This is a genomic window from Novosphingobium sp. BL-S-34, assembly GCF_056857015.1.
In genome coordinates this window covers 784,228-810,726 of record NZ_CM166473.1, presented here as the reverse complement: position 1 = coordinate 810,726, position 26,499 = coordinate 784,228, and the positions used below count along the sequence as shown (strand labels likewise).

At 62.2% G+C, this 26,499-nt stretch carries 24 protein-coding genes and 1 tRNA gene; 16 read left to right on the top strand and 9 right to left on the bottom strand.

Translation table 11 applies throughout. The features are described 5' to 3' along the window. The first annotated feature begins 93 nt into the window (after positions 1-93). From AC1VV3_RS17555 to AC1VV3_RS17530, 6 genes are read left to right on the top strand one after another with little or no spacing between them, the layout of a single operon-like run. Positions 94-693 carry an SCO family protein gene (locus AC1VV3_RS17555; RefSeq protein ID WP_482963088.1) on the top strand — a complete coding sequence of 200 codons (600 nt, stop codon included), beginning with the start codon at positions 94-96 and terminating at the stop codon, positions 691-693. After that, a complete protein-coding gene (locus AC1VV3_RS17550) occupies positions 681-1,187 on the top strand; it encodes a YcgN family cysteine cluster protein (RefSeq protein WP_482963087.1) in 507 nt (168 codons plus the stop codon). Before AC1VV3_RS17555 ends, AC1VV3_RS17550 begins: the two co-directional genes overlap by 13 nt. A 3-nt stretch (positions 1,188-1,190) precedes the next feature. Beyond that, positions 1,191-1,916 carry a M48 family metallopeptidase gene (locus AC1VV3_RS17545; RefSeq protein ID WP_482963086.1) on the top strand — a complete coding sequence of 242 codons (726 nt, stop codon included), beginning with the start codon at positions 1,191-1,193 and terminating at the stop codon, positions 1,914-1,916. Between the two features lie 33 nt (positions 1,917-1,949). Then, complete coding sequence (locus AC1VV3_RS17540; protein ID WP_132265589.1) at positions 1,950-2,447, top strand: hypothetical protein; 498 nt, start codon at positions 1,950-1,952, stop codon at positions 2,445-2,447. Between the two features lie 17 nt (positions 2,448-2,464). Further along, a complete protein-coding gene (gene ribD / locus AC1VV3_RS17535) occupies positions 2,465-3,478 on the top strand; it encodes a bifunctional diaminohydroxyphosphoribosylaminopyrimidine deaminase/5-amino-6-(5-phosphoribosylamino)uracil reductase RibD (protein ID WP_482963158.1) in 1,014 nt (337 codons plus the stop codon). Between the two features lie 2 nt (positions 3,479-3,480). Beyond that, complete coding sequence (locus AC1VV3_RS17530; RefSeq protein ID WP_482963085.1) at positions 3,481-4,098, top strand: riboflavin synthase; 618 nt, start codon at positions 3,481-3,483, stop codon at positions 4,096-4,098. 62 nt (positions 4,099-4,160) lie between these two features. Here AC1VV3_RS17530 and AC1VV3_RS17525 read toward each other — a convergent pair whose 3' ends face one another. From AC1VV3_RS17525 to AC1VV3_RS17515, 3 genes are all read right to left on the bottom strand, one after another. Beyond that, positions 4,161-4,694, bottom strand: a complete 534-nt coding sequence (locus tag AC1VV3_RS17525) for a GNAT family N-acetyltransferase (protein WP_482963084.1) — start codon at positions 4,692-4,694, stop codon at positions 4,161-4,163. Beyond that, positions 4,695-5,873 (bottom strand): amino acid aminotransferase, encoded by a 1,179-nt coding sequence (locus AC1VV3_RS17520; RefSeq protein ID WP_482963083.1) that lies wholly within the window; start codon positions 5,871-5,873, stop codon positions 4,695-4,697. A gap of 207 nt (positions 5,874-6,080) precedes the next feature. Beyond that, complete coding sequence (locus AC1VV3_RS17515) at positions 6,081-6,911, bottom strand: DUF1134 domain-containing protein (protein ID WP_134095470.1); 831 nt, start codon at positions 6,909-6,911, stop codon at positions 6,081-6,083. 257 nt (positions 6,912-7,168) lie between these two features. Between AC1VV3_RS17515 and AC1VV3_RS17510 the strand changes: the two genes are divergently transcribed. After that, positions 7,169-7,260: transfer RNA gene (locus AC1VV3_RS17510), tRNA-Ser, on the top strand. A gap of 706 nt (positions 7,261-7,966) precedes the next feature. Here the strand turns inward: AC1VV3_RS17510 and AC1VV3_RS17505 are convergent. Continuing rightward, positions 7,967-10,684, bottom strand: coding sequence for a TonB-dependent receptor (locus tag AC1VV3_RS17505; RefSeq protein ID WP_482963082.1), 2,718 nt, complete (start codon positions 10,682-10,684; stop codon positions 7,967-7,969). Between the two features lie 336 nt (positions 10,685-11,020). On the opposite strand from AC1VV3_RS17505, the gene AC1VV3_RS17500 reads away from it, so the two are divergent. Genes AC1VV3_RS17500 through AC1VV3_RS17490 form a run of 3 tightly spaced genes read left to right on the top strand, consistent with a single transcriptional unit; the run spans position 11,021 to position 14,557 of the window. Further along, the gene (locus AC1VV3_RS17500; protein ID WP_482963081.1) at positions 11,021-12,160 is read left to right on the top strand and encodes an aldose epimerase family protein; all 1,140 of its coding nucleotides are present in this window, start codon (positions 11,021-11,023) and stop codon (positions 12,158-12,160) included. Positions 12,161-12,174: 14 nt separating this feature from the next. Next, positions 12,175-13,329 (top strand): glycoside hydrolase 5 family protein, encoded by a 1,155-nt coding sequence (locus AC1VV3_RS17495; RefSeq protein WP_482963080.1) that lies wholly within the window; start codon positions 12,175-12,177, stop codon positions 13,327-13,329. Between the two features lie 37 nt (positions 13,330-13,366). Further along, entirely contained in the window at positions 13,367-14,557 is a 1,191-nt protein-coding gene (locus tag AC1VV3_RS17490; RefSeq protein ID WP_482963079.1) for an SGNH/GDSL hydrolase family protein, read from the top strand. Between the two features lie 47 nt (positions 14,558-14,604). Here the strand turns inward: AC1VV3_RS17490 and AC1VV3_RS17485 are convergent, their stop codons facing one another. After that, positions 14,605-15,630 carry a glycoside hydrolase family 43 protein gene (locus AC1VV3_RS17485; protein WP_482963078.1) on the bottom strand — a complete coding sequence of 342 codons (1,026 nt, stop codon included), beginning with the start codon at positions 15,628-15,630 and terminating at the stop codon, positions 14,605-14,607. Further along, positions 15,627-16,262, bottom strand: coding sequence for a 2-dehydro-3-deoxy-6-phosphogalactonate aldolase (locus AC1VV3_RS17480; protein ID WP_482963077.1), 636 nt, complete (start codon positions 16,260-16,262; stop codon positions 15,627-15,629). The genes AC1VV3_RS17485 and AC1VV3_RS17480 overlap by 4 nt, the downstream gene beginning before the upstream one ends. 367 nt (positions 16,263-16,629) lie before the next feature. On the opposite strand from AC1VV3_RS17480, the gene AC1VV3_RS17475 reads away from it, so the two are divergent. Together AC1VV3_RS17475 and AC1VV3_RS17470 are read left to right on the top strand one after the other, a co-directional pair. Next, positions 16,630-17,655, top strand: a complete 1,026-nt coding sequence (locus AC1VV3_RS17475; protein ID WP_482963157.1) for a family 43 glycosylhydrolase — start codon at positions 16,630-16,632, stop codon at positions 17,653-17,655. A 239-nt stretch (positions 17,656-17,894) separates the two neighbouring features. Further along, on the top strand, positions 17,895-18,551 hold the full coding sequence (locus tag AC1VV3_RS17470; protein WP_482963076.1) for a FadR/GntR family transcriptional regulator: 657 nt from the start codon (positions 17,895-17,897) through the stop codon (positions 18,549-18,551). 134 nt (positions 18,552-18,685) lie between these two features. Here the strand turns inward: AC1VV3_RS17470 and AC1VV3_RS17465 are convergent, their stop codons facing one another. Then, positions 18,686-19,240 carry a hypothetical protein gene (locus AC1VV3_RS17465; RefSeq protein WP_482963156.1) on the bottom strand — a complete coding sequence of 185 codons (555 nt, stop codon included), beginning with the start codon at positions 19,238-19,240 and terminating at the stop codon, positions 18,686-18,688. 435 nt (positions 19,241-19,675) lie between these two features. On the opposite strand from AC1VV3_RS17465, the gene AC1VV3_RS17460 reads away from it, so the two are divergent. Further along, positions 19,676-20,383 carry a methyltransferase domain-containing protein gene (locus AC1VV3_RS17460; protein ID WP_482963155.1) on the top strand — a complete coding sequence of 236 codons (708 nt, stop codon included), beginning with the start codon at positions 19,676-19,678 and terminating at the stop codon, positions 20,381-20,383. 109 nt (positions 20,384-20,492) lie between these two features. Here AC1VV3_RS17460 and AC1VV3_RS17455 read toward each other — a convergent pair whose 3' ends face one another. Both AC1VV3_RS17455 and AC1VV3_RS17450 read right to left on the bottom strand, forming a co-directional pair. Continuing rightward, complete coding sequence (locus AC1VV3_RS17455; RefSeq protein WP_482963075.1) at positions 20,493-21,269, bottom strand: hypothetical protein; 777 nt, start codon at positions 21,267-21,269, stop codon at positions 20,493-20,495. A gap of 793 nt (positions 21,270-22,062) precedes the next feature. Next, entirely contained in the window at positions 22,063-22,770 is a 708-nt protein-coding gene (locus tag AC1VV3_RS17450; RefSeq protein WP_482963074.1) for a DMT family transporter, read from the bottom strand. Positions 22,771-22,793: 23 nt separating this feature from the next. Here AC1VV3_RS17450 and AC1VV3_RS17445 point away from each other — a divergent pair, with 23 nt between their 5' ends. The 3 genes from AC1VV3_RS17445 (at position 22,794) to AC1VV3_RS17435 (ending at position 26,497) form a co-directional block, all read left to right on the top strand. Beyond that, positions 22,794-23,351, top strand: coding sequence for a helix-turn-helix domain-containing protein (locus AC1VV3_RS17445; protein WP_482963073.1), 558 nt, complete (start codon positions 22,794-22,796; stop codon positions 23,349-23,351). A gap of 279 nt (positions 23,352-23,630) precedes the next feature. Further along, positions 23,631-25,019, top strand: coding sequence for a hypothetical protein (locus AC1VV3_RS17440; protein WP_482963072.1), 1,389 nt, complete (start codon positions 23,631-23,633; stop codon positions 25,017-25,019). After that, complete coding sequence (locus tag AC1VV3_RS17435; protein ID WP_482963071.1) at positions 25,019-26,497, top strand: acyl-CoA reductase; 1,479 nt, start codon at positions 25,019-25,021, stop codon at positions 26,495-26,497. The genes AC1VV3_RS17440 and AC1VV3_RS17435 overlap by 1 nt, the downstream gene beginning before the upstream one ends. Positions 26,498-26,499: the final 2 nt, after the last annotated feature.

The window sequence follows — 26,499 nt, the reverse complement described above, 5'->3', positions numbered from 1 at the left end:
TCCAGACAGACAAGGGCGCCCTGAAAACCGGCCTTCCCTTCCGGCATCGCACCCTTGCGCCAGAGGCTCTAGCAGAGCATGAAGCGCGGCGCCATGACATACCTGCTGCGCCGTATCGCCCCCCTCGCCCTGGCCCTTTCGCTGGGCCTGTCGCTCGCTGCCTGCCAGCAGTCCGCCACCGAGGCGCCGCCGCTGGAAGGCGCGCAGATCGGCGGGCCCTTCACGCTGACGGACAAGGACGGCAAGACCGTTACCTGGGAGAGCTTCAAGGGCAAATGGCGGATCGTCTACTTCGGCTACACCTTCTGCCCGGATGCCTGCCCGATGGATGTCCAGGCGATGATGCGCGGCTTCTCTTTCTACGAGAAGGCCCATGCCGCGCAGGCCGCCAAAGTGCAGCCGATCTTCGTGACCATCGATCCCGCGCGCGACACGCCCGAAGTCGTGGGCCAGTGGACCGCCGCCTTCGGACCGCGCCTCTATGGCCTCACCGGCAGCCCCGCGCAGATCAAACAGGCGGCCGACGCTTTTGCGGTCTATTACAAGAAAGGCGAATCGACGCCCGGAGGCTATCTCATGGATCACAGCCGCACGGCATTCCTGATGGACCCGGACGGCAAGCCGATCGCCATGCTGCCGGTGGACAAGGGACCGGAAGCCGTCTCGGCCGAACTGGCGAAGTGGGTGAAGTGAACGCAGCCAAGCCTTTCTGGGAACGCCCGATCGACACGCTCAACCGCGAGGAGTGGGAAGCCCTCTGCGACGGTTGCGGCCAGTGCTGCCTGCACAAGGTCGAGGATGCCGATACCGGGGAAATCTACCACACGAACGTCGCCTGCAAGCTGCTCAATCTCAAGACGGCGCAGTGCAGCGACTATCCCCGGCGGCACAAGTTCGTGCCGGACTGCCTGAAGCTGACGCCCAAGACGGCGGGCAACCTGGCCTGGTTGCCGCCCAGCTGCGCCTATCGCCTGCGCGCGGACGGTGAGCCCCTGCCGGAATGGCACTATCTCGTCTGCGGCGACCGCGAGGCGGTCCACGCGGCGGGGATCTCCGTTGCGGGCAAGGTCATCAGCGAGACCGTGGCCGGGCCGCTCGAAAACCACATCGTCTGGCCCTATGGCGACGATGAGGACCCGGAGGAATATCTGGAACCCGAAGGCCCCGCGCCCTGGGAGAGCAAATAGCCCGTGCTCGACTGGCTTCGCCGTGACCCTCGCGAAGAGCCGGTGCTCGAAATCGCCGGCCGTCAGGTTCCCGTTGTGATCCGCAGGCTGGCGCAGTCCCGGCGGATGACCATGCGGCTCGCCCCCGACGGCAGCGAAATCCGCATTTCCGTCCCGCGATGGACGCGCACCGAAGACGCCGTGGCCTTCGCCCGCTCCAAACAGTCCTGGCTGGCGATCCAGATCGAGGCCCTGCCCAAGGCGCAGCCGCTGGGCAACGGCGCCCTTCTCGACTTTCGGGGCCACCGCTTCACGATCCGCCACGATGCCGCCCTGCCGCGCCGCCCCGTGCCGGATGACGGATTGCTCTTGGTCGGCGGCCCGGAAGGCTCGCTGGCCGCGCGGCTGAAGCGCTGGCTCGAAGGCGAAGCGCGCGACGTGCTCGCGCAGGATCTGGCGGAATACTGCGACCGCGCCGCACAAGCGACACCGGCGCTGGCGCTGTCGGGCGCACGGCGGCGCTGGGGCAGCTGCGCGGCGGATGGATCGATTCGCATCAACTGGCGGCTCATCATGGCGCCGGACCCCGTGCGCCGCTCGGTAGTGGCGCACGAAGTGGCGCATCTGGTGCACTTCGACCATTCGCCCGCATTCCATGATTTTCTGGGACAAATCTTCGAAGGCAGCGTGCCTTCGGCCAACCGGTGGCTCAAGGAAAATGGCCGCTCGCTCTATGTGCCGTTCGGGTAGCGTTCCGCCCTTTTAGCGACTACATAGCCCGGCATGGCACTGTTCAAGCGTTCTGGTTACTGGAAAGACGTCAGCCCGGTCGGCATGATCGCAGACTTCCGCGCGGTGTGGAAGCAGGCGGGCAGCAACCGCTGGCGCATCGCCGCGGTTTCGGCAGCATGCACGTTCTCGGTCTTCTATCTCATGTCGACCCAGGAAGGGCGCGGCCCGCATCCGCCGCCCAAGGTCGTCTATATCTCGGTGCTTCCGGCCCATCGCACCGAGGAACAGATCCTCGCCTCGAACATCGAGAACCAGAAGCGCAAGGAAGCCTGGGCGGCCGAGCAGGCCCGGCGCGAGAAGGACGTTCGCGAGATCTACAAGACGATCGGTCGCTACTCCGGGATGGACGTGGACAAGATCGCGCGTGAGGCCGACGCCGAGGAAGCCGCGCGCAAGAAGGCCGAGATGGACCGCATCGGCAAGCCCCGCCTGCCCGAAGGACGCACGCTGCCGCAGGTCGATCAGGTTCCGACCCAGCCTGCCCAGTGAAGACTGCTGGGAATGTGATAACTGCGGATAGTGTGAAGACTGCCGCCGGTCACGACGCGCGCTGGTTGGCCGCGGCCGCCGCGATTGCCGCGCGCGCGCGGCCTTCCAGCAGGCCAAACCCCGGCGTCGGCGCGATCCTCGTGAAGGACGGTAAGGTCGTCGCCCGTGGCTGGACCCAGCCCGGCGGTCGCCCGCACGCCGAAGCGATGTGTCTTGCGCTCGCGGGCAAAGCTGCGCGAGGCGGCACGCTCTACGTCACATTGGAGCCTTGCGCCCACCAGTCGGCGCGCGGCCCCGCCTGCGCCGATCTCGTCTGCGCCGCCGGACTGGCCCGCGTGGTCATCGGCTGCATGGACCCCGATCCCCGCACCTCCGGCGCCGGCCTTGCGCGCCTGATCGCAGCCGGAATCGAAGCGATTTATCTGCCTTCAATAGCCTGCCAGCGAAGCCTTTCCGGCTACCTGATCTCCAAGCGCCTCGCCCGTCCCGAAGTGACGCTCAAACTGGCGCTGTCGCTCGACGGCTGCATCGCCCTTGCCAGCGGCGAGAGCCAGTGGATCACCGGAGCCGAGGCCCGTGCCCATACCCATGCCATGCGGGCCAGGGCCGATGCCATCCTCGTTGGCGGCGGAACGCTGCGCGCCGACCGCCCTCGCCTCGATGTCCGTCTGCCGGGGCTCGAAGCGCGCAGCCCTGAGCGCTGGGTGCTGACACGCGGCAGCGTTCCCGAAGGCTGGAAGGCGCTGGCAAGGCCCGAGGACTTGACCGGCATGGCGGGCATTCAGCACCTCTTCGTCGAGGGCGGCGCCGGCGCTGCGACTGCCTTCCTGCGCGCCGGCCTGGTCGATCGACTGCTGATCTATCGCGCACCGATCCTCATCGGAGGACGCCCCGCTCTTTCGGACTTCGGGCTTGCAAGCCTTTCCGAAGCCCATGGCCGCTGGCGCCTCGCCGAACGGCGGCGGCTTGGCAGCGACACGCTGGAAGTCTACGAAACCGCACATTCATCAGAACACCCGCTCGAAAGGTAGCCATGTTCACCGGAATCGTCACCGCCATCGGCCAGATCCGCGAAGCCCGCCAGACGGGCGACTTGCGCGCGGTCATCACTTGCCCCTTCGATCCGGCCGGCATCGCCATGGGCGCTTCGATCTCGTGCTCGGGCGTGTGCCTGACCGTGGTGGACAAGGGCGGCGTGGCCGGCGACGCCTGGTTCGCAGTGGACATCTCGGCGGAATCGGTTTCCCGCACCGTGCCGGACCGCTGGACCCAGGGCACCAGCCTCAATCTCGAACCTGCCCTCAAGCTGGGTGACGAACTGGGCGGGCACATCGTGACAGGCCATGTCGACGGCGTCGGCACCATCGTCAGCGTAACGCCGGAAGGCGATTCGAAGCGCTTCGTGATTGCCGCCCCGAAGGAACTGGCGCCCTATCTCGCCCCCAAGGGCTCGATCACCGTCGACGGCGTATCGCTGACGGTGAACGACGTGACCGACCAGGCGGACGGTAGCTGCCATTTTACACTCAACATCATTCCCCACACCTCCGAAGTTACCACGATCGGCGCGTTCAAGGCAGGAGACAGCGTGAACCTGGAGATCGACGTGCTTGCCCGCTACCTGCAGCGGATGCAGTCGCTGCGGAACTGAGGAAAATCGAAGCCGCGGAAGGGTCGCTCGGAGACCCTTTCAAGGCCTCCAGCCAACAATCCTCAACCCGCCAAAGGCCCATGGGCAAAGCTCTCGCGGGTGATTTCGAAAAGCACATGCGGAACGATCACGCCGCATAGTTCGCGTTCGAAAGCGCGATCCGTCAGAACGCCGCCGATATGGCCCATGGCCTTGCGTGAGATCACGTTGTTTGCGCCGACCATGAAGGTCACCCGCGCGAAATGGACCAGCGCGTGGGCAAGCATCAGGCGCTTCATCTCGGCATTGCAGCCGCGGCCCCAATACGCGCGCGCCAGGAAAGTCCAACCGATCTCGATCTCGTCGCCATCAGGCTGGCCGTAACGGCTGGAGCCGATCAGCGCCCCGCTTTGCCTGTCGACAACCGCGAGAGCCCCGCCGCTGGCCATTGCCTCGGCAAAGAAGCGCCGGAACACCGGCTCCTGCCAGCGATCGTGAGCGGGATGGCCCGCCCAGATCTCGCGATCGGAAGCCACGGCAAACAGCGCGTCCCAATCGTCGGCACGAAGCGGACGAAGGACCAGCCGGTCCCCTTCAAGGACCGGCTGGCGATCCATTCAGGCCGTCACGTCCGCCACTGCGGCGATGAACTTGTCGATGTTGCCCATCGTCAGGCCCGCCACGTTGATACGGCCCGAACCGGCCATGTAGATCCCGTGCTTCTCGCGCATTTCAAGGACCTGGTCCTTGCTGAGCGGCACGATCGAGAACAGGCCGTTCTGGCCGCCCATCGGCGTCAGGTCCACCGCACCGGCAGTTCCGGAAGCGGCAAGCTTGGCGCGAACCTGGCGCATGCGGTCGCGCATCTCGTCGAGTTCAGCGAGCCACTGCGCGGTCAGCGCTTCATCCTCAAGGATCAGGCGAACCGCGGCACCGCCGTGATCTGGCGGCTGCGACCAGTTGGCGCGCGCCAGGTTGTGGCCGTTCGACATGACCTTGGCGAGGTCGGCCGGATCGGAGACCATCGCATAGAGAGCGCCGACGCGGTCGCGATAGAGGCCGAAGTTCTTGTCGCACGAATAGCAGATCAGGGCTTCCGGCACGGCCACGAGCACGCGGCGCAGGCCATAGGCGTCTTCTTCCATGCCCATTCCCAGGCCTTGGTAGGCAAGGTCGAGGATCGGCAGGATCTTGGCGTCGGCGATGAGCTGGGCAATCTCGTCCCACTGCTCGTTCGTGTAGTCGATGCCGGTGGGGTTGTGGCAGCAGCCGTGCAGCAGGATGGCATCGCCTTCCTGGGCACCGGTGATCGCGGCGCGCACGGCGTCCATGTCGGGGTGGCCCGAGGGCAGTGCGTGGTTGAATTCGACGACGCCCAGGTCGAGGTCGGCGCAGATCTGCGCATGGTTCGGCCAGCTCGGCGTGCCGACGATGATCCGCTGATAGCCGGCGCGCTTCACCATCGCGAGTGCGAGGCGCAGCGAACCGGTGCCGCCGGGGGTCTGCATGCCTTCGATGCGGCCGCCCATGTCGGGGCTGTCCTTGCCGAAGACATAGGGCATGAGCGCTTCGACGAAGCCCATGTCGCCCTCGGGACCGAGATAGGCTTTCGAGTCCTGCTCAGTGACGAGTTTCGCCTCGGCCGCCTTGATCGAGCGGAACACCGGGGTATCCCCCTCGCCCGTGCGGTAGACGCCGACGCCGAGGTCGATCTTGTCTGCGCGCGGATCCGCGTTGTGGAGCTTGATGAGCGCGAGAAGCGCATCGGCGGGCTGTTGCTGAAGGTTCGTAAGCATGGCGCGCGGGGCATTAGACCGAGCAGGGACAGCGCGCAATGCCGGATCGACCGACAATTGCCGAGAACTGCAAATTTATCGCGCCCGGCGATGCCGGATGCCCATCAAGGCGAAATTTTGTTTGAATGGAACGAAAGATGCAAAGCCAGGCGGCGCCGACCGGGAGTCGACGCCGCATAGATCCAAAACCGGGGAGCTGAACGCGCCTTAGAAAGGCATCCAGCTCTGCTTGTGGGTGAACTTCATGTAACCGATGTTGGCCCCGAGACGCAGGCCCGCACCGGCGCGAACCGGAATAAGCACGACGTTGCCGCGCCGCAGATAACTGATGTTGAAGCCGCCCACGAGATAGGCCTGCCCCTCGCCCGCACCGAATCGGTGGTAGAGGTCTTCGGTGTCGTAGAGGTTGTAGACCAGCACGAAGGCGTTGCCCGCGTTGGCACCGGCATCGAAGCCGATCGAAGGGCCGGTCCAGTAGACCGGCTGCTCGCCCTCCACCTTGTGATAGAGGGTGCCCGAACCATAGCGCAGGCCCACGGCGATCGCGCCGCCGCCTTCACGGCCGATGATGTAACCGTTCGGCTCGCCCTGCTTCTTGAGCAGATCCTCGATCACGCCGGCGAGCCCCTTGGCGCCCTTGCCGAAGACGCCCTCGGCGGCGCCGATCAGGTCGTCCTGGCGATAGGTCGTCGATCCGTCGGCAGGCGGCGTGGTTTGCGAAGGCGTGGTCTGCGAGGGGCTGGGCGCAGGCTGGTAGGTCGAACCGTTAGCCGACGAATCGACCGGCGTTCCGTTGCCCGGATAAGGCGAAGGCGCGTCCACCGGCGGCGCTTCGGCCGGGGGCGCATACGTGTTGCCTGAGGCGTTTCCGCCGTTGAGATCGCTGTCGATCGCCGCATCGGGATCGACCGTGGTCACTTGTGCGGTGGCGGACCCTATCGGAGCGAGCAGGACCAGCATGGCCGCAACGGCGCCGCCGACCCTCCGAGACAGGCGAACCGTCGCCCCCCTGGCGGCGATTTGCGTGGTGAATGACATCTGGTGGCCCTCCAATGGCGATCCCGAATTCCATACGACAGGTACGCTCCCGAGCGCACACTGCGACATGCCACTAAAGAATCCAGAGCGCATGACCCCGCAATGAACGGTCGACAGGACGACTCGGTTTTGCGGCAGATCGAATCCCCGCGAAACCCCATGCCTCGACAAACATTTCCACAGGCGTAAAAAACTACGACAAGACCCTCTTGCCGACACAAACACCCCTCGTTATACGGCGCCTCCTAGGCCGCTACGGAGACGTGGGTGAGTGGCTGAAACCAGCGGTTTGCTAAACCGTCGTACCCTTAAGGGGGTACCGAGGGTTCGAATCCCTCCGTCTCCGCCACAGCGGCGCAGTTTTCTGCGCTTCGTGGGCCTAAGTTTCAGCCCGGGTCCACGATAGGGACCATGATAGACACTTCGCTTGGAAGAGTTTTTCATGGACTATCGTGGACCTCGGGCTAGAAATTTTTCCGAGAAATTTGTAGATTTTCATGACGCCGGCGAATGCTTTTACGTCGGGTGCCGTGATTTGTTCAGATCGGTAAAGTCGCGGCGAGCCCCGAGTCGGCCTGGCCGGCGAAGGACTATATCTCAGCGCCTCACCGTTAGCTGATTAGATCGCTGCTGCTGCTTTAGCGTGATGTCTCTCGCTCGTCGCGGCCCACGCGCTTGCAGCCGGGCGATTCCTTGGCAACGATATCAACGTGTCCGTTAAGGCTAAGGTGAAGACCGATACGGCGACGTGGTGGATCGATGTTCGCGAGGATCGACCGTTTGCCGGCCCAATCCACTGGCGGCGCTGTCCCATTGTCACGCGATCGGCGCGGTAAACAATCCAAGGCCGTGCCTGGCGGTTTGGTCAACCCATCCTGCAAGCCAATGCCTATGTCCGCTACAGCGAGCTTGACGACCAACCGGGATTTGCGGGGCCACTTCACGAGCATCACTGGAGCAACCAAAGTGGTCGCAAGGAAAAGGCGGGGCGCCATCACAGCGCCCCGCCCTTGTTTCGGCTCTTTCGGAAAGGATCCCCTGGCGGTCGTCCGAGCTTAGTACTTCAAACGAATGCTTGCACCGTAGAACTTGTCGTCGATACGGATGTCGTGCGGGAAGGCTGGCGTATCGAAGTAGCTGTAATACTTGCCGCCGTTCACATTGACGCCGTCGAACGTGACGGTGATATTCGGTGTCACGTCATAGCCGATCGAGAAGTCGAGACGGCCGTTGGACTTCACCTTGTTGAACTGCACCGAGTCTGTCGAGCCGGTCAGCGTACCCGCTCCGAATGCCGTCTCGTTGTAGCCCGAGCGCCAGGTGTAGACCACGCGCGCGGTGATGCCGTACTTCTCGTAAAGCGCGCCCGCGGTGTAGCTGTACTTTGAAACGCCGAGCAGCTGCTGGCCTTCCAGAAGATCGCCCTTGGTCGTCACCTTGCTGTCCGCATAAGTGAAGGTACCCATGAGACCGAAGCCGTCGAAGCCTTCGGGCAGGAAATCGAGGAAGAACTGGCCGGCCGCCTCGATGCCCTTGAGGTTCGAGGAACCAAGGTTGCGCGGCTGGGTGATCTGGTAGGTCTGTCCGTCGATCACCTGGATCGTGGTGTCCGGTGCCACGCGATCCTTGAGCTTGCGGTAGTAGCCCGCCAGCGAGACATAGCTGGAACGGCCGAAGTAGTATTCCGCAGTCACGTCGAAGTTGTGGGACTGCTGCGCCTTGAGATCGGGATTGCCGCCGGAACCTGCCAGGATGACGTTCGGGTTGCCGCCCGGCGCTGCCAGCGACAGGCCGGGGTTGAGGTCGCCGAACGTCGGCCGCGACATCGTCTTGGCATAAGTACCGCGGAACTGAAGTTGGTCGTTCGCCTTGAAGCGGATGCTGGCGTTGGGCAGGACGTAGACGTCCGAGGTGTCGCGGTTGACGGGTACGAACAGGTCGCTGCCGTCCGTTGCCCCGCCGATCACGCGCGAGGTGCCGTCGATCGTGCGGTTGGTCCGCACTACGCGCAGGCCGACAAGGCCGTCGATCATCGAGACATCGCCGATATCGAGCTGGTACTTGCCCTGCATGTATGCCGCGAAGGTCTTCTCCGCCGCATCGTAGTTACGGGTCGGATCCCAGTCCGGATCGCCGGCGGGCGCGCCGTAAAGCGCACGCAGATCATCGGTGTTGTTGAGCAGGTAGTCCGCGTTGGGCGTATACCAGTGCGATCCGCCATTGATGTAGGGGATGGAATCGGGCGAGCGCACCATGAAGTCCGACGGCAGGCCAACGGAATCGACCAGCGTACCGCGGTTCGGCCCGGGGAACGAAGGACCGCCTGCCACGGCCCGGAACGTGCCCTGGCGATCGCTGTAGCGTGCACCGACCTGGACCTGGCGCAGGAAGCTGCTGTCCACGTCGAACGCGGAGTCCAGCTTGAAGGCATACTGACGGCTGTTGGACTTGTTGAGGTCCTGGAAAAGCGTGTTGGCGAAGACGAAGCCGTCCGGAGTGGACAGCGGATCGCCTACCATCTGGGTCGTGCCGTGACCGTTGTCGTTGACCAGGATGTCCACCGACTGGTTGCGCTTGGCCACGTCGACGATGATGGCGCGGTTCGCGTTCTTCGACTGAATGTAGCTGGCGTCGAGCACGACATGGATCGTGTCGGTGTTCCATTTGGCCCCGCCGCCCAGCACATATTGGTCGGTGCTTTGCTTCTTGGCCTGGGTGCTGGTGAGTGCATCGACGCCGTTGAAGGTCGCCGACTGACCGATGCACAAGTTCTCGACATTGTTGCCACCGAGGAAACCCGCATTGTCGACGGGAGCGGTGAAGCAGTCGCTGCTTGCGGTGGCGTTGGTGATGCTGTTCCCCGCGAACAGATCGGCGAAGATGAAATTGGTCGCGAAAGTCGAGCGATATCCGGTGTACAGGCCGTCGAGGTAGAGTTCCAGCTCGGGGGTCACTTCCCACTGCAGCGCTGCATTGACCTGCGGGCGCGTGTTGTGGCCGGTGTCGGTGGTACCGCCCACACAAGTGGGCAGGACAAGGTCAGGTGCGCCGGCAGGACCGTGGTTGGTCGAGCGCGGGTCGCAGTTGAAGGAAACCGGGCGGCTGAAATTGTTGCGCGCGTAAGAGACGTCGATCAGCGCGCCCAGACGGCCGTCGCCCACATCCCAGGTGTTGGAGACGAGCAGGCCGGCCGTGTAGCTGGTCTCGTCGGAGACGCGGCCATTGTAGACGCGGCCGTTCGCGGCAATGGTGAGGCCCTTGTCGAAGTTGAAGGGCTTCTGGAGCTTCATATCGATAACGCCGGCGACGCCGCCCTCGGTAAGGTTCGCCGAGTTCGACTTGTAGACGTCGATACCGCCGATCGCCTCGGCCGGAAGATCCTGGAACGAGAAGCCACGGCCAACGCCAGTGAAGATTTCACGGCCGTCCAGTGTCGTCAGGATATCGCCCAGACCGCGCACGATCGGGCTCTGGATTTCATTGTTGAAGCCATTGACCACCTGGACGCCGGCGACGCGCTGGAGGGCGGAGGCGACCGACGTGTCGGGAAGCTTGCCGATGTCCTCTGCCACGATCGAATCGACGACGAGATCGGAATTCTTCTTGATGTTGCGGGCGGCCTCAAGGCTGGCGCGCTGGCCCGTTACGACGATCTCGTTGCCAGCGACGTCGGCGGCGGCCGCATCCTGGACTTCCTGTGCATGGACTGGCGACCAGATCGTCAAGGCCAGGGCCGAAGACGACAGGACGAGCGAATGAGCAATGCGATTCATGGGACCTCCCTCCAGGAACAATCGGCCCCTTTGACGGGCCTTGCCTGGGCTCATACATTTCTGTTTCTTGTCCGACAAGGCATATTTGTCTGATAAATAAGTTGCCACGCAAAATGGCCGGTGGTAGCCGCTCAAACAACGCTCCCGCGAGGTTTGCCGCCAAAATCGGCATGGACGGAAACGAGCGAAGTTGAGGGAGGCCGGCGTTTCATCGATCGACAGAGCAGCCAGTTTGCTTGGCTTCGCAACGCGCCTTCCCAGCGCGCCCATATACCTGTCGGCTGATCGCGACAGGTCGGGCAGGATCACCGGCGCCAAACACAATAAGGAGAGAGCATGCTGAAGGTTATCGCGAACGCCGCGCTGCTAGCGACCGTCGCCGCCACGGCCATCACCCCCGCGCTGGCAGCCGAAGCCAAGCGGGAGAACTTCGGGAAACTGCCGGACGGGCGAACCGTCGAGGCAGTGACGCTCACGAACGGCAAGGGCATGGCGGTCCGCGTAATGACGCTGGGCGCGTCGATCCAGTCAGTCATGCTTCCCGATCGCAGCGGCAAAGCCGTGGATGTCGCGATTGGCTACGACAGCCTCGATGGCTATATCAAGGCACCCGAATTCTTCGGTGCCACCGTTGGGCGCGTCGCCAACCGCATTGCCAGGGGCAAGTTCTCACTCGACGGCAAGGCTTATACTGTACCGGTCAACAATGGCGTCAACTCGCTCCACGGAGGCACCAAGGGGTTCGACAAAGTCGTCTGGACCGTGCGCTCGGTGAAGAACGGGGCCGAAGCCAGCGTCACCATGCGCTACACCAGCCCCGATGGCGACATGGGCTACCCCGGCACGCTGACCACTGATGCGACTTACAGCCTGGACGAACAGAACAGGCTGAGGATCACTTACACCGCCACCACCGACAAGCCGACCGTGGTCAACATTTCGAACCACGCCTACTGGAACCTTGCCGGACCGGGCCGGACCGCGATGGATCACCTGCTCACCATTCCCGCCGACCGGTTCACGCCGACGGACGAAACCTCGATTCCGCTCGGCGAGCACCGTGCGGTCGAAGGTACCGTTTTCGATTTCCGTAAACCCACGCCGGTGGGCGCGCGGGTGCGCAGCGGTGATGACAAGCAGATGGTCTACGGACGCGGCTACGACCACAACTGGGTCGTCGGCCAGGGTGTTACCAAGGACGAACACATGATGGCGCGCGTGGTGGAGCCCACCTCGGGTCGCGGCTTCGAACTGTGGTCGAACCAGCCAGGCCTGCAATTCTACTCAGGCAACTTCATGGATGGTACCCTTACCGGCAAGTCCGGCCAGATCTACCGAGAGGGCGATGCCCTGGTGTTCGAACCGCAGCTTTTCCCGGACAGCCCCAACCAGCCGCAGTTCCCCTCGGTCCGCCTCGCTCCAGGCCAGACCTATCGGAACGTCATGACCTACAAGTTCTTCGTCACTGCAGAATAACAGAGGATCCCAACGTGAAAGCACTCGCAACCTCCCTGCTCGCAACTGCCGCCGCCCTGATCGTCCAGGCGCCTTTCACATCCGCCGAAGCCCGCCCTCAGTGGACGCCCGCAGAGGCAAAGGCGTGGTATGGCAAGCAGCCGTGGCTGGTCGGCTCGAACTTCGCGCCTGCCACTTCGATCAATCAACTCGAGATGTGGCAGGCAGCAACCTGGGACCCCCAGCGGATCGATTACGAACTGGGTCTGGCCCAGGGCATTGGCATGAACACCATGCGCGTATTCCTGCACGACCAGCTCTGGCAGCAAGACCCCGAGGGTTTCAAGAAGCGCATCGATGAATTCCTGACCATCGCAGCGAAACACAAGATCAAGCCCCTTTTCGTGCTGTTCGACAGCTGCTGGGATCCGAACCCCGTGCTGGGTCCGCAGCATCCGCCTATCCCGGGCGTCCACAACTCCGGTTGGGTCCAGGGTCCGGGTCTCCCCGCGATGCGCGATCCCTCCCAGGAAGGCCGCCTGAAGACTTATGTGCAAGGCGTGATCGGCGCTTTCGGCAAGGACGATCGCGTTCTCGGCTGGGACCTGTGGAACGAGCCCGACAACGGTGCCGACCAGTACAAGGGTCAGGAAGGCAAGCAGCCGATGGTGCTCGCCCTGCTCACCAAGGTGTACGGCTGGGCACGCGAGGCGGATCCCTCGCAGCCGCTAACCTCGGGCGTTTGGCAGCATGACGACTGGAAGACCCCCGGCGCCCTCACCCCGATGGAACAGCTCCAGCTGACCCAATCGGACGTGATTTCGTTCCACGACTACAACTGGCCGGAGAAGTTCCAGGAACGCGTCGACCAGCTGAAGGTCTACGGTCGCCCGATCCTCTGCACCGAGTACATGGCGCGCGGCAACGGCTCCACGTTCGACGGCTCGCTGCCGATCGGCAAGCGCGAGAACGTGGCGATGATCAACTGGGGCTTCGTCGACGGCAAGACCCAGACCCGCCTGCCCTGGGATTCCTGGAAGAAGCCATATACCCAGGAGGAACCCACGATCTGGTTCCATGAAGTGTTCCGCACGGACGGCACCCCCTACCGCCAGGCCGAAGTAGACCTGATCCGCAGCCTTTCCGCAGCCCCCAAGGGCGTCGTGCCCACTGCGAAGAAGACGAAGTAGTTCTGGACATTTCAGGACCGGCCCGGAAGGAAGCGGCATGCGTATCACCTCAGTGCTTGCCGCCGCCTTCGGTCTCGCTCTTGCGAGCGGGCCGGTCCATGCCGCTTCCGGCGCTCCGACCTGGGTGGGAGCCTGGGGCTATGCCTCGGCCGATGCCGGTCCCACCGAGGCATTGCTGCCCCCGGGGACCTATCGCTACCGTGTCCGCCTGACGCAGGGGGGCAGCGCGGTCCAGGCGACTTTCAGCAATGCCGAGGGCGATGCCCCGCTGGCCCTGACTGCGGCCACCATCGCCAGCCCGCTTGCAAACCACGGCACCGAAATCGCGCCGCAGAGCATTCATCCCCTCACCTTCTCCGGCAAGCCCGGCGCTGCTCTACCGAAGGGCCAGGCGCTGATGAGCGATCCGCTGACGATCCCGCTAGCAAATGGCCAGGACGTGATCGTAAGCGTCACGTTCTCCACGCCAACGCGCGCGCCGCGGACCAATCTCGGTATCGAGATGGCGTTCTCTCCGGCCTCTTCTGCTTCCGTGTTCCAGCCGATACAGGCCCGCTCCTGGCTTTCGCTGCTGTCGGTCCGCACGGTGCAGGCGCCTTGCACGGTGGTCGCTTTCGGTGATTCCATCACCGACGGATTCGACAGCCTCTCCGCCGAGACGCGCGGCTGGCCGGGACGCCTTGCCGAACGCATGGCCGCGCTCCCGTCAAGCCGCCGCTGCAGCGTGGTCAACATGGGCATCAGCGGCAACCGCGTCCTGCGCGAAGGCCGAGGCGTATCCGCGCTGGACCGCTTCTGGCGCGACGTGGCGAGCGTGCCGAACGTCACGCATGTCATCTTCCTCGAAGGCATCAATGACATCGGCGCGGGCGGCAACGAAGGTGCCGACGCCGTCAAACCGGAAGAGCTGATCCATGGCTATCGCCAGTTCGTCGCCCGCGCCCATGCGCTGGGCATCAAAGTGATCGGCGGCACCATGACGCCGGCCCTGCACGCCGGCTACATGTCACCCATGAAGGAAAAGACCCGCCTTGCCGTAAATTCGGCGATCCGCAGCGGCAATATTTTTGACGGCATCGTCGATTTCGACGCCGCCGTTCGAAATCCGGCCATGCCTTCGGATCTGCGGCCGGAATTCGATCCCGGTGACCATCTCCATCCCAACGACGCTGGCTTGCGCGCGATGGGCGATGCCGTCGATCTGCGAATGCTGACTTCGGCCAGGTAACGCTGCCTGCCCCCTCCCTTGCGGGAAGAGGGGGCAGTTCGTTCCGTTCAAGGCTGCGGCGCGGGGACCTTGTCACCAGCGCGGGACGGCACCGGGAAGATCGGCATGCCGTCCTTGGTCCATTCCATGCGCTGCACGCGCGGCGAGCGGGCAGCGGTGCATTTCTGGTCCGGGCCGGTATTGGCGTGGTAGACGATCCAGGTCTGCTTCCCGCCATCGGTGGTGAAGAAGCCATTGTGCCCCGTGGCGTAGACGTTGTTCTGCGGCGCCTTGGCAAGCACCGGCTTCGGCGACTTGACCCAGCTCTCGGCCTTCAGCGGATCGCTGCCTGCCGCGGCGTGGAGCAGACCGAGAGCATAATCGTCCGACCAGCAGGCGCTGGCCGAATAGGCCAGGAAGAGATCGCCCTTGGGGCCGGCCAGAAACTCCGGCCCCTCCAGGATCTGGCGCCCGCCCTGGCGTTCGAAGTCGAGGTCGGGCTTCGCGATGACCGTCTCACCCGGACCAAGCGTCCAGGGGTTCGTCATCGGTGCGATGGCAAGGACGCTGTCGGGACCATCGTAGGCGGAGTAGATGAAATAGCGCTTGCCGCCGGTCTCGAAAACGGTGCCGTCGATACCGGTCATGCCGGTGACGATGCGGCCCCGGTCTACCCATTCGCCCTTGAGCGGATCGGCGCTGGCATTTTCCAACACGAAGATGCCGCGATGTGCATCGTCGTCATGCCCTGCGGCGGCAGCGGTGTAATAGACGTACCACTTGCCGTCGATGCGGTGCAGTTCCGGCGCCCAGATCGAGATCGCGTTCGGGCCGCTGGCGGGCGGCGTCCATATGACATGCTCGGGCGCTTCGGCCAGTTTCGAAAGGTCGTCGGTCTGGCGGATGGCCAGACGGTCTCCCTTGGTGCCCATGAAATAAAAGGTCGAACCCTGGTGAACGATCCAGGGGTCGGGACCGCTCGCGAGCAATGGATTGGTGAGGGTCGCGCTGATGGCCGCCGGCGTGGTGCCGGTGGATGCGCAAGCACCAAGGGCCAGCACTGCGAGCGCGGCGGGGGCGAGGGATCGGATCATGCGGGGGTCTCCATCTTGGCCCAGGCCGCCGCGAAGGCGCGGGCATTGGCAGCTATTTCCTGGGTGGTGGCGCCAGCCCTATAGAGCGACGAGCCTAGGCCGAAACCGTCGGCTCCGGCCTCGCGCCAAGGCTCCATGTTATCGGGCGTAATGCCGCCGACCGCGAAGAGCGGAACATCCTTGGGCAGCACGGCCCGCTGAGCCTTGACGACCGAGGGCGTCGCGGCCTCTGCAGGGAACAGCTTGAGGCCGGTGGCGCCTGCCGCCAGGGCGGCGAAAGCCTCGGTGGGCGTGAAATAGCCCGGGAGCGAGACCATGCCGCGCCGGGCGGTTTCCGAAATCACGGCAAGGTCGGTGTTGGGAGAGACGATCATGGCGCCGCCCGCGTCCTCGACTTGTGCCACTTGTGCGGCCGTCAGGACCGTACCCGCCCCCACGACCGCGCGGTCACCGACCCGTTTGACGAGGCGCTCGATACTAACGAGCGGTTCGGGCGAATTCAAAGGCACCTCGATCAATGTGAACCCTGCCTCGACAAGAACGTCTCCGGCAGCCTCCACCTCATCGGGGGCGATACCGCGCAGGATGGCGACCAGCGGCAGGCCGGCCAGAGCGGAAGCGAAATCAATCATGACATATGGTTCCTGATGCGCCTGATGCCGGCAACGAAGGAGGCCCGGCGATTGGTCGTGCCCCAGTCACGGCAATGAAAGGCGCGTTTGCCTCATCCCCGCTATTGGCGGCTGCCTGCTCCATCTCGTCTCCCTGCCGTTCCGGGCCATTTTTCCGGGCCTGTCCGGCTGCCGATCCGAAACCTCTCGAATCAGGCCGCCGACCCGTCCCGGCCCTGAATAACGTCTAAAACCGTATTTATAAGATGAATCTTGACAATGGCGCGCTGGCACGGCTTTTTGACGCTCAAGCACAGAACACTTCGGGAGACGAAAATTGGCACGGGGCAATTCGCGCAAAGCCGCAGGCATGGCCATCGCAGCGATCATGGGCATGGCAGCACAAACGACCGCCACAGCCCAATCGCCCGCCAGGCCGGCGCGAACGGAGGTCGTTCCGGGGGCGCCAGAGACGCCTTATGTCGATCCCGACAAGGCCTACCTCTTCGCCCACATGACCAAGGAGCGCTACGGCGTACTGTACTACACCGTCAGCAGGGACGGACTTCACTGGACCCAGATCAACAGCGGCAGGCCGGTATCCGAAGACTATCACGGCCATCCCTCGATCGCGCGCGGGGCGGACGGGCGCTATTACCTCGTCGGCAACAAGAGTGACGAGGATCCCTACATCCGCTTCTGGGTGTCCGACGATCTCGTCGCCTGGAAGCCATATGGCACCTACAAGCCGGATGTGCTGCACGTTCCCGGCCTGCCGCATGCCCTGCAGCGGATCGGCGCGCCCAAGCTCTTCTTCGACAAGCCCTCGGGCAAATTCCTGCTGACCTGGCACACCGCCACCGTTCCCGGCGTGCCCGAGGATCCGGAGCGCTATTGGGCGAGCCAGCGGACCCTCTACGCGCTTTCGAGCGACATCAAATCCTTCGACAAGGCGCCCAAACGCCTGTTCGACTGGGACATGGCGACTATCGACACCTTCATCCAGCCCGAAGCCGATGGCAGCGGCTACTGCGCGGTGATCAAGGACGAACGATACCCCAGCTATAACTGGACGACCGGCAAGACCGTGCGTGTCTCCTGCGCCAAGGACCTGTTGGGCCCCTACCCGCTGCCCGGCCCCTCTATCAGTCCCAACTTCCGCGAAGCGCCCACGGTCATCCGCGCGCCGGGCGGCGAGGACTGGCTGATGTATTATGAGCAGTACGCGGGAACCAGCTACGGCCTGTCCAAGGCACCGCGTCTTACGGGCCCGTGGTTCCAGGTTTCAGGCAACTCAGGCGTTCCTGAATGGAACCGTTACGAGATGCCCGCCGGCTTGCGCCATGGTTCAATGATAGAAATCACCAAGATACAGTATGATAGGCTTGTGAAGGCTTTCCCCAACGACAAGTAAATCGCGACTGGCAATAGGCGCTATCACATCCACTTCACGGCTATCATATGAACGGACTTATCATATTAAAGGTTCTTGCGTCGCCCGCGATGTCCAGTAGGTTGGGCGGGTGACAGGATCGACCCGTGCGAGCGGGATGACAACACAAGGACGGCTTAGTGACAGGCTCCTCCCCCCTCATCGTCGATGAGCCCGTCGCTCAGCTCGGCCGCAATCTGACATATGGCCTGCTCGACAGCATGGGCCGTGCCATCGTTACCGGGCAATTCGATAACAAGGTTTTTCCCACCGAAGCCGAGCTTGCCAAGCAGCACGGCGTCAGTCGCTCGGTAACGCGCGAGGCGGTCAAGATGCTGACCGCCAAGGGGCTGGTCAGTGCCCGCCCGCGCCAGGGTACCATCGTGCAGCCGACGTCGTCCTGGAACCTGTTCGATACCGATGTCCTGCGCTGGATGCTTGAACGCCAGCTTTCGGTCGAATTGCTTCGCCAGTTCAATGAGTTGCGTGTCGCGGTCGAGCCTGAGGGTGCCGCTCTGGCGGCGCAAGTCGCGGGAGAGGAAGACATTGCGCGGATCAGGGCGGGTCTTCTGCGGATGCGCGCTGCGGAGAACGGGCTGGACGACCCTCTGGAAGCCGACATCGCGTTCCATGTGGCGATCCTGCGTGCCTCGAAGAACCCGTTTTATATCCAGCTTCGAGACATCGTCAGCACGGCTTTGCGCACTTCAATCCGTTTCACCAACCGGATCAAAGGCCGCACCGCCGATGTCGACGAGCACGCAAAAGTGCTGGACGCCATCATTGCACGAGACTCCCACGCGGCGCGTATCGCCATGCGTACGATCATAGGCGACGTGCTCGGCCTGATCGAGAAGCGTCATCCCGCTCCGGAATGAAACCGCGCTCGTCGTTGGTCGCCCTTCGATGGCTGGATGATTGGGAGTGCGGTGCAGATGGCGCGCAGCGTCTAGTCAGGGGCCTTCCTCGCTATAGACGAAACATCGCCAGTAGCGCCGGTTCGCTCCAACGTTCATCGCGATTTACTTGCCATCTCTTTAAGCTTCGCCTGTTGTTGGTGGATCGACGGTACTCCACTGGCCTCACGAAGCGCATCAGAAAGCAAATCGCTGCGATAGGGTTCCTGAGTCCACTTATTCCCATCGTGCCGTTGATACTGTGTGCCGTAAATTTGGGGTTGCCCGATACGCACAAGGTAGCGGCCAAGTGTCGCAGCCGCGATCCATGCGGCCTCGGATTTGCCGCGCGCTGCCGCTATGACTGCAAGTGCGTGAGCTTTCAAACAATCTTCTGGTAGATCGCCATGCTGAAAGACGAATGCGGCATGATAGAAATCATCACCGCTGCTCAATTTGCCATCATCTAGCAAAGCTTGGGTTTGAAGCCGCCTTTTTTGGTCGTCCTCATGGACTTTAACCCAATCGATTTTAGGGTCTTTTCGCGACGTTTGGTCCGCCTCAAAAACAACGGTCATCTCGGCGCTACTCGACCGACCCGTTCCCAACGCCTTCTCGCTGGCCGCGCCGACGGCAGGTGCGCCGCATAAAACCAAAGCCAGTATCGTCATCGAACGCACCCAGTATCCTCCTCCAAAATCTCACATTGATATACTGAACTATTTATGAATTAATTGCATTTCTTATTATTTTAATATTAGTATTAAATCGGTATTTCAATTTGCATGGTTAAATATCAACACCTATTTAAAGTTAAATCTTTGAAATATGGTCGTTTTACTGCTGGCGTCCGGCCTTACGACGATCAATGTTCTGAACGCGCAAAAAACCTGCCCGTCCAATTCTGGGAGAGGAGATCGCAATAGCGACAATTTGCATTGACCTTAGCTCTCATCAAGGCATTTATCCGAACCGATCGAGAAGAAGTCCAGTACCGACTGATGTCTTGTTCTCCAGCATGTTGCGCCATATGATGTGATAATGTCTCATCAAAAACTTGCCCCAGCTAATCCCGCCAATGCCCCCAGCGGTCGTTTTTCCCCCACATCGGTATCGAAGCAGGGATGCGCGTGCTGGATGTGGGTTGCGGCAACGGTGACCTCAGCCGTGTAATGGCCTCGCTTGTAGGCTTGGAAGGCGAAGTCATTGGCATCGATAGCAGCGAAGAAGCCCTAGCCATGGCGCGCGCCGTTCAGCCCACTTCGAAAAGCGCTCAGGTCCGCTATCAGACTGCCGATCTAAGCAGCGAGTTACCCGATCTAGGCCAATTCGACGCCATCGTTGGCCGGCGGGTGCTGATGTACCTCCCCGATGCCGCTGCAACGCTGACGCAGCTTGCACGACTGGCAAAAGCTGGCACGATCCTGGCGTTCCAAGAACATTCGCGCGCTGATCTGCCGGCAGGCGCAAACGATCTCCCAGTACACCGGCAGTGCTACCGTATGGTGTGGGATACAGTCACGGCCGAGGGCGGCGACACTACTCTCGGGTATCGTTTGGCCGACCTGATGCGCGCCTCCGGATTCGCGATCGATCATGCGCGGAGCGAGGGCGTGCTAATCCAGCCGTGGGAGGAGTCCTTTCTACCGACACTAGCGCGGGTCATGCTGCCACGCATGATCGAACAAGGCCTAACCAGCGAAGACGAGTTTGATCTGGATTCACTCGCACAGCGAATTGATGACGAGCGCCGGACTGCCAAGGGCACAATTTTCTGGGATCTAACTTTTCTAGTCTCGGGTCGGTTCGGCTGAAGGCGGCCGTTCTCGGCAAAGCGGGCCATTTGCCGTGATGTCCGCAATGCGGGTATTTCCCGCTGGACGGCTTTCAGAGTAAATCCTTACATACGGTGGGAGAAAAAACTCAGCGGACAAAACCAAAGCGGACCTTTGCCGTCAGGTCGAGAATGACCATACCATCCCAAAGCGACGCGTTACCCAGCGTCCCGTCTGCTCGGAAGCCCCAACTGGCATACGGTGAAGGCTGGCTACCGTCTGTGAATACTATCGGCCGTCCTAGATCCAGTTTCCCCAACATCATCGATTCTGCGGCCGGAGCGCCAGATAGCGTCACTGACTTACCCCACGCAGTCCCATTGATGGCAGTTGGTGCTTGCGCAACAGCCGTCAGACCCGTTAGCTTTTTCCAGGTAGACAGATCAACGCTTAGCGGCATCAGACTAGACCCAGTGTCAAAAATCACAGCGTCGCTGTGAAACGCATCAACCGAGATCGGTACAAAGAACTTTGAGTTGCGTAACTCTGCTCGGACAAAAATGGCGCTCTCTAGCTGGGCGGGGAGATCCGCCTCGGAAAACAGGCAGAAACGCTGCTGGTGATAGTCGATAACGGCGATGCGTCCCATCAGCTCAGGCAAACCGAGCGTTCCAATAAGCCTTACGTCCGGCTCCATATTCTCGTCGAGATAAACAGCTGGTCGATCCACGGCAGTCGATCCGATAGAAAATGACGTAGCGCGAAAATATTTCTCCCCGGAAATTGCCCAACCTGCGCTAACAGCTTCATGCCCGTATATGATCGTAGCATCGGAAGCAGTGTCAAGTTGAAGCGGAACGCTTTTGCCGTTGACCATTACAGGTATACTGATTGCGGCTTTCGGCGTGCTTATGTCGTCGGACACCCAGCTAAAGTCTACGCATTGCTCCTTGCCTTGCAAACTTCCCGACGCATACTGAAGCGCCGACCCAGACGGATCAGACGTCTCAGCCTGGATTGCAGCGGCCAAAGCAAGTACGAACACAGCCACATCACCTCACCATCGAATATGATGATTTAGAGTGGAGAAACGGAGCATTGATGGCAAGCTGAGTCCAAATGGATAGTCGCGCCAGCAAAATAAGATTACCGGAATACACGGCTTTTTCGCGAACATCTGCCGTCGAGTGCCTATAGGTTAAAATCTTGCAAGATAGCAGGTCGGATCCGGGCGTGTGGCCGCGTATCGATTTTCGACCGAAACTCCGCTCATAAATTCATCGCAGCGCGGCTTAATCAGCGCAAACACCTTCAGTTAGGAATATGCGGAAATGCACTGCGACGCCAATTGGGGCGATGCGGAATGGAACAGCTTCTCCCCCGTGCCGTATGGGCTACCTAACCGGGCAGATGTCGTCGACTATGCCTTGGTTGCTATGTTTATCGGCGCTGATGTCCATGGCCGTACCTGCGAGTCCCGCCTTTGCTGAACATGATCGGCTGAGTACTCTCCGCCCTTCTTACTCGACCGACAGTTCGCCATTGCTCCTTCGGCGCGGCTTGAGTTCGCTGACGATCACACCGGCAATGATGAAGGCGGCGCCGAGGATCGCCAGCGGGACGAGCCTGTCGCCCCCGATCCGGCCGATGACGCCGGCCCAGACAGGCTCGCTGGCGTAGATGATCGTGGCGCGCGTGGGCGATACGGACTTCTGTGCTCAATTCATCGTCAGCTGGATCAGAGCACTTGCGATGCCCAAGCCGATACCGGCAACCAGCCAGACCCAGGAGAACGCCGGAACGCCCTCGCCCGCAATGGGCATCGTCGCGAAGGAGAGCAGTCCGCCCACGAACAGCTGCACGACGGTGATCCTGGAACTGACCACTTCCGACGCGAACCGCCCAATCAGGAGTATCTCAGCCGCGATCGCTGCGGCGCTGAGGAGCGTGGCGATTTCGCCGCGTCCGAGGCCGAGCTGCCATGCATCCGGGCCTGCCAGAAAGACCAGACCGAAGAATGCAAGTGCGATACCGGCCCATGTCAGCGCGCGCGGCGGTCGACGCACCACCAGCCATTGGATGAGTGGCACCGTCGGCACATAGAGCGCCGTCAGGAAAGCCGATGTGCTGCTGCTGATCGATTGCAAACCATATGTCTGCAATCCGTAGCCCAGGAAGATGGTTACGCCGACGGCCGACCCGGCCACCAGCTCCTTCTTCGTGATGCCGCGGAGCGCGCGGCGGAACGCGACCATTGTAAGCAAGCCTGCCACGACAAAGCGGAGACCGACGAAGAACAACGGGCCGGAGTGTCCAACAGCCAGATGCACGATCAGAAACGTCGCCCCCCACATCAGGGTGATCCCGATAAGTGCAGCCTCCTCGCGGCTGAAAAAGGGTTTGTACGCGGTGGATTTGTGCAACATACTGCGCATCTATGAGCAATATATTGCGCAGTCAATCCGATCGTTCGGATGTGCTTTCCCACGTCTCGGATAATCTCAAGCGGCTCCGCCGATTGGCAGGCCTTAGCCAGGCGGCGCTCGCGGAGGCGTCAGGCGTAAGCCGCCGGATGATCGTCAATCTGGAGGGAGGCGATACCAATGTCAGCCTGTCCAGCCTGGACAGGCTGGCCTGGGCGCTCGGCGTCGACTTCGTGGCGATGGTTGCCGATCCGCAGGTCAGTGCCGAGCGAATTGAAGCACTGACCTGGAGGGGAAGTGACGATGCCAGCAGGGCGGTGCTCCTCGGCAGCGTCCCTGCTGCAGCATCGGCTCAGCTTTGGTCCTGGTCACTTGGGATTGGCGACAGATATGTTGCCGAACCGGATCCGGCAGGCTGGCACGAGATGATCTTCGTATCTGCAGGACGACTTCGCATCGACAAGGCTGACGGGGCAGTCACCATCGATGCGCAGGACTTCGCCATCTACAGCAGCGCGCAGCCGTTTTCCTACACGAACGCGGGCGACGAAATCGTAAGGTTCACGCGCGTCGTCGTCTGTTGAGCATGAACGAGCGGCCAACGCGAATCATTCCACTCTCATCGAGCGGTCTGGCGCCCGTGCAAGAGTTTCTGTCCGGCCAGCTTGACGAGAGCAGATTTCCTCTCCGCTTGGCCTATCGTCATCGTTCCTTCTTCAGCTTCGATCAATCGCGACGGTCGCGGATATCGAAAGGAGCCGAGCGATAGGACTTTCCTATGGCCGCGATACAGGAATGACGCCTTCTATGCGGAAATGACTGCATTTATCTTGCCGACAACAGATCGATGAGAGGATGCAGTCATGACTATCAGTCTCCTGCCGGACAATCCGGGAGCCTGGACTTATCGCCGTTTCGAGGATCTTTACGCGATCCCGCGCGAAGAGCGCGAGACGTTGCAACTCGAGGCCGTCCGGATCAATTTCGCAAAGCTGCGCAACCGCATCCCGGCCCTCAAGAAGCTGGCCGACCGCCAGGGCGTGGAGGCGATCGATAAGCTGGAAGACGTCTTGCCGGTCTGCTTCGACCACCGCGTCCTCAAGAACTATCCGATCCAGATCATCGAGAACCGCGATTTCGCCAAGCTGACCAGTTGGCTCGACAAGCTGACCGCGCATGACCTCACTCGTGTGGACCTCACGGGTGTCACCACGATCGAGCAGTGGCTGCGCAGGCTCGAAGCTTATGGCATGCTCGTCACTTATTCCAGCGGGACGACCGGCAAGCTGTCTTTCGTGCCCCGTTCCTACGATGAACTCGGCCCATGGAAGTACCACTTCTTTAGCGTCAATCGCGCGTCGAGCGGGGTGGACCCCTGGACGACCAAGCTGCCGACGTTCTTCCCCGGCTATCGCGGCGGCTATCAGACGATGCTCAAGATGATGAGCCTGTTCAATGTCGAGATGGCAGGCGGCGAGGAGCACTACCACACGCTCTACGACACGCATATTCCAGCCGATCTCATGGCCCTTTCCGGCCGCCTGCAAGCGGCGGAAGACAAGGGTGAGGTGATGAACCTGGGCCTCGACCCTGCCCTGCTCGACCAGCGCCAGCAGATGTTGGCTCAGGGGCGTAGCCGCGAAGGCGACATGGAGGCCTGGTTCGGCAAGCTCATTCGCGATTATCGCGGGCAGAGAGTGAAGATCGGTGGCACCTTCGCCGACCTCTACCGTGTCGCCAGAGCGGGCCTCGACAAGGGCATGACTTGTGAATTCGCGCCGGGCTCGATCCTACAGGGCGGGGGCGGCATGAAGGGCTACAAGGACGCGCCCGCCGATTGGGAGGACCAGGTGAAGACCTTCTTCGGGGTAGAGCACCTCGGCAACCAGTATGGCTTCTCCGAATGTATCGGCAATGCGCCGCTTTGCGATCACGGCTACTTCCATTTCCTGCCCTACACCATCCCCTTGTTGATGGACGCGGCCGGCAAGGCGCTGCCGCGCGAGGGGGTGCAGAAAGGCCGGCTGGTACTCGTCGATCCCATTCCCACTTCCTACTGGGGCGGGTTCACTTCGGGCGACGAAGTGACGATGCACTGGGAGGAGGATTGCCCGTGCGGTTGGGGCGGACCACGCGCTTCCAAGGCGATCCGACGCTTCGCCGAGAACGAGGGCGGGGATGACAAGATCACCTGCGCCGGATCGCAGGCGGCTTACAACGAATTCATGGAATTCGTGGCGGGAGAGGCATGATGGAGCCGATCCTCGAAATACCGATCATCGCGCGCGGCCGGGTCATAATGCCCGGAGACGATGCCGTGAAGTTCAGGGGGCGCGGTGGCGCGGACTTCCACCAGGCGGACCCGCACAAGCACATCCACGATCTCGTGCTGGGCGACACGGCGAAACTGCGCGATCTGCACGACACGCCGATACTCGAGATCATCGATCTCTTCGTAGAACTCGGCCAGCGCCTGCAACTGGATGACAACGAACTGCTGCAGCAAAGCTTCGCGCTTGCGCTGAAGGCGGGCGGCCTTGCCGAACCGATCCTGCGGGGCGTTTACGATGCGCTCCCGCATATGTTCGAGCGCGGTATGATGACCGGCCTCGTCGATAAGACGATCGGCCTCGATTATATCGACGGGTGGGTTCCGGGCAGCGGCCCCTACGGTAACGTCAGCATTCGCGCGGTCGGCACCCGTCAGTTGCACATCACCGCTGGCAACGTGCCGGTGGTTGCGGCCATGACCGTCGCCCGCGCCGGCCTCACCAAGTCCGACATACTGATCAAATCGCCATCGAATGACCCGCTGACGGCCAATGCCATCGCCCGCACGCTGATCGACCTGGCGCCCGATCATCCGGTGACGAAGCATATCGCGGTCGCCTATTGGAAAGGCGGAGACGAAATCATGGACTCGGAGATCGTCAGGACGAGCCGGATCGACAAGATCACTGCCTGGGGCGGTATGAGTTCCGTGCGCCACATCCAGAAATTCCTTCAGCCGGGCATCGATCTCACCGCGCTCAATCCGAAGTACTCGATGTCGATGATCGGCCGCGACACTTTCGCCAGCGAAGCGGCCATGGACGAGGCGGCGATAGGTCTCGCCACGCTGGCTGGCTTCTATAACCAGACTGCATGCGCGAACACGCGGTTGGTCTATGTCGAAAGCGACACCGATGACGCCTCGCTGGAGCGCGTCGCCGAACTCGGCCGACGTATGGTCGCTGCCTATGGGCTGTTGCCACCGCTGCTTTCCGTGCCGTTCACCGCGCCGAACCGGGAGCTTGAAGCCGAGATGGCAGCCATCGCACTTGAGGACGATTTCTACCATGTCGAGGGCGACACGCTGAACGGCGGCTTCATCGTCTCCAAATTCAACGACCGGGTCGAATTCTTCGACAAACTGAACAACCGCGTGGTCAATTTCGTGCCGGTCGATGACCTGACGGACGTTCTGAAATGGTGCGACGACACCACTCAGACCGTTGGCATCTATCCCGAGAGCATACGGCCCCGCATCCTCGACGCCTTCGCGCTGGCCGGCATCCAGCGCCTCGTCTCGCTTGCGGGCGGCGATCCGATGACGGTATACGCCAATTCTCACCACATGCCGCCGGGCTCCCCGCACGACGGCATCGAACCGATGCGGCGATCTGTTCGCTGGGTCGTCGACATGCGTCCGGCCGATCGGGGCGCCGCGCTTGAAATCGCTGCCGAGTAGCC

Excerpts from the sequence above, each read along its gene's own strand:
- AC1VV3_RS17440 (WP_482963072.1), top strand. The coding sequence starts at position 23,631 with ATGACTATCAGTCTCCTGCCGGACAATCCGGGAGCCTGGACTTATCGC.
- AC1VV3_RS17450 (WP_482963074.1), bottom strand. The coding sequence starts at position 22,770 with ATGTTGCACAAATCCACCGCGTACAAACCCTTTTTCAGCCGCGAGGAG.
- AC1VV3_RS17540 (WP_132265589.1), top strand. The coding sequence starts at position 1,950 with ATGGCACTGTTCAAGCGTTCTGGTTACTGGAAAGACGTCAGCCCGGTC.
- AC1VV3_RS17520 (WP_482963083.1), bottom strand. The coding sequence starts at position 5,873 with ATGCTTACGAACCTTCAGCAACAGCCCGCCGATGCGCTTCTCGCGCTC.
- AC1VV3_RS17465 (WP_482963156.1), bottom strand. The coding sequence starts at position 19,240 with ATGACGATACTGGCTTTGGTTTTATGCGGCGCACCTGCCGTCGGCGCG.
- AC1VV3_RS17475 (WP_482963157.1), top strand. The coding sequence starts at position 16,630 with ATGGGCATGGCAGCACAAACGACCGCCACAGCCCAATCGCCCGCCAGG.
- AC1VV3_RS17530 (WP_482963085.1), top strand. The coding sequence starts at position 3,481 with ATGTTCACCGGAATCGTCACCGCCATCGGCCAGATCCGCGAAGCCCGC.
- AC1VV3_RS17490 (WP_482963079.1), top strand. The coding sequence starts at position 13,367 with ATGCGTATCACCTCAGTGCTTGCCGCCGCCTTCGGTCTCGCTCTTGCG.
- AC1VV3_RS17485 (WP_482963078.1), bottom strand. The coding sequence starts at position 15,630 with ATGATCCGATCCCTCGCCCCCGCCGCGCTCGCAGTGCTGGCCCTTGGT.
- AC1VV3_RS17555 (WP_482963088.1), top strand. The coding sequence starts at position 94 with ATGACATACCTGCTGCGCCGTATCGCCCCCCTCGCCCTGGCCCTTTCG.
- AC1VV3_RS17435 (WP_482963071.1), top strand. The coding sequence starts at position 25,019 with ATGGAGCCGATCCTCGAAATACCGATCATCGCGCGCGGCCGGGTCATA.
- AC1VV3_RS17525 (WP_482963084.1), bottom strand. The coding sequence starts at position 4,694 with ATGGATCGCCAGCCGGTCCTTGAAGGGGACCGGCTGGTCCTTCGTCCG.
- AC1VV3_RS17470 (WP_482963076.1), top strand. The coding sequence starts at position 17,895 with ATGGGCCGTGCCATCGTTACCGGGCAATTCGATAACAAGGTTTTTCCC.
- AC1VV3_RS17500 (WP_482963081.1), top strand. The coding sequence starts at position 11,021 with ATGCTGAAGGTTATCGCGAACGCCGCGCTGCTAGCGACCGTCGCCGCC.
- AC1VV3_RS17515 (WP_134095470.1), bottom strand. The coding sequence starts at position 6,911 with ATGTCATTCACCACGCAAATCGCCGCCAGGGGGGCGACGGTTCGCCTG.
- AC1VV3_RS17480 (WP_482963077.1), bottom strand. The coding sequence starts at position 16,262 with ATGATTGATTTCGCTTCCGCTCTGGCCGGCCTGCCGCTGGTCGCCATC.
- AC1VV3_RS17505 (WP_482963082.1), bottom strand. The coding sequence starts at position 10,684 with ATGAATCGCATTGCTCATTCGCTCGTCCTGTCGTCTTCGGCCCTGGCC.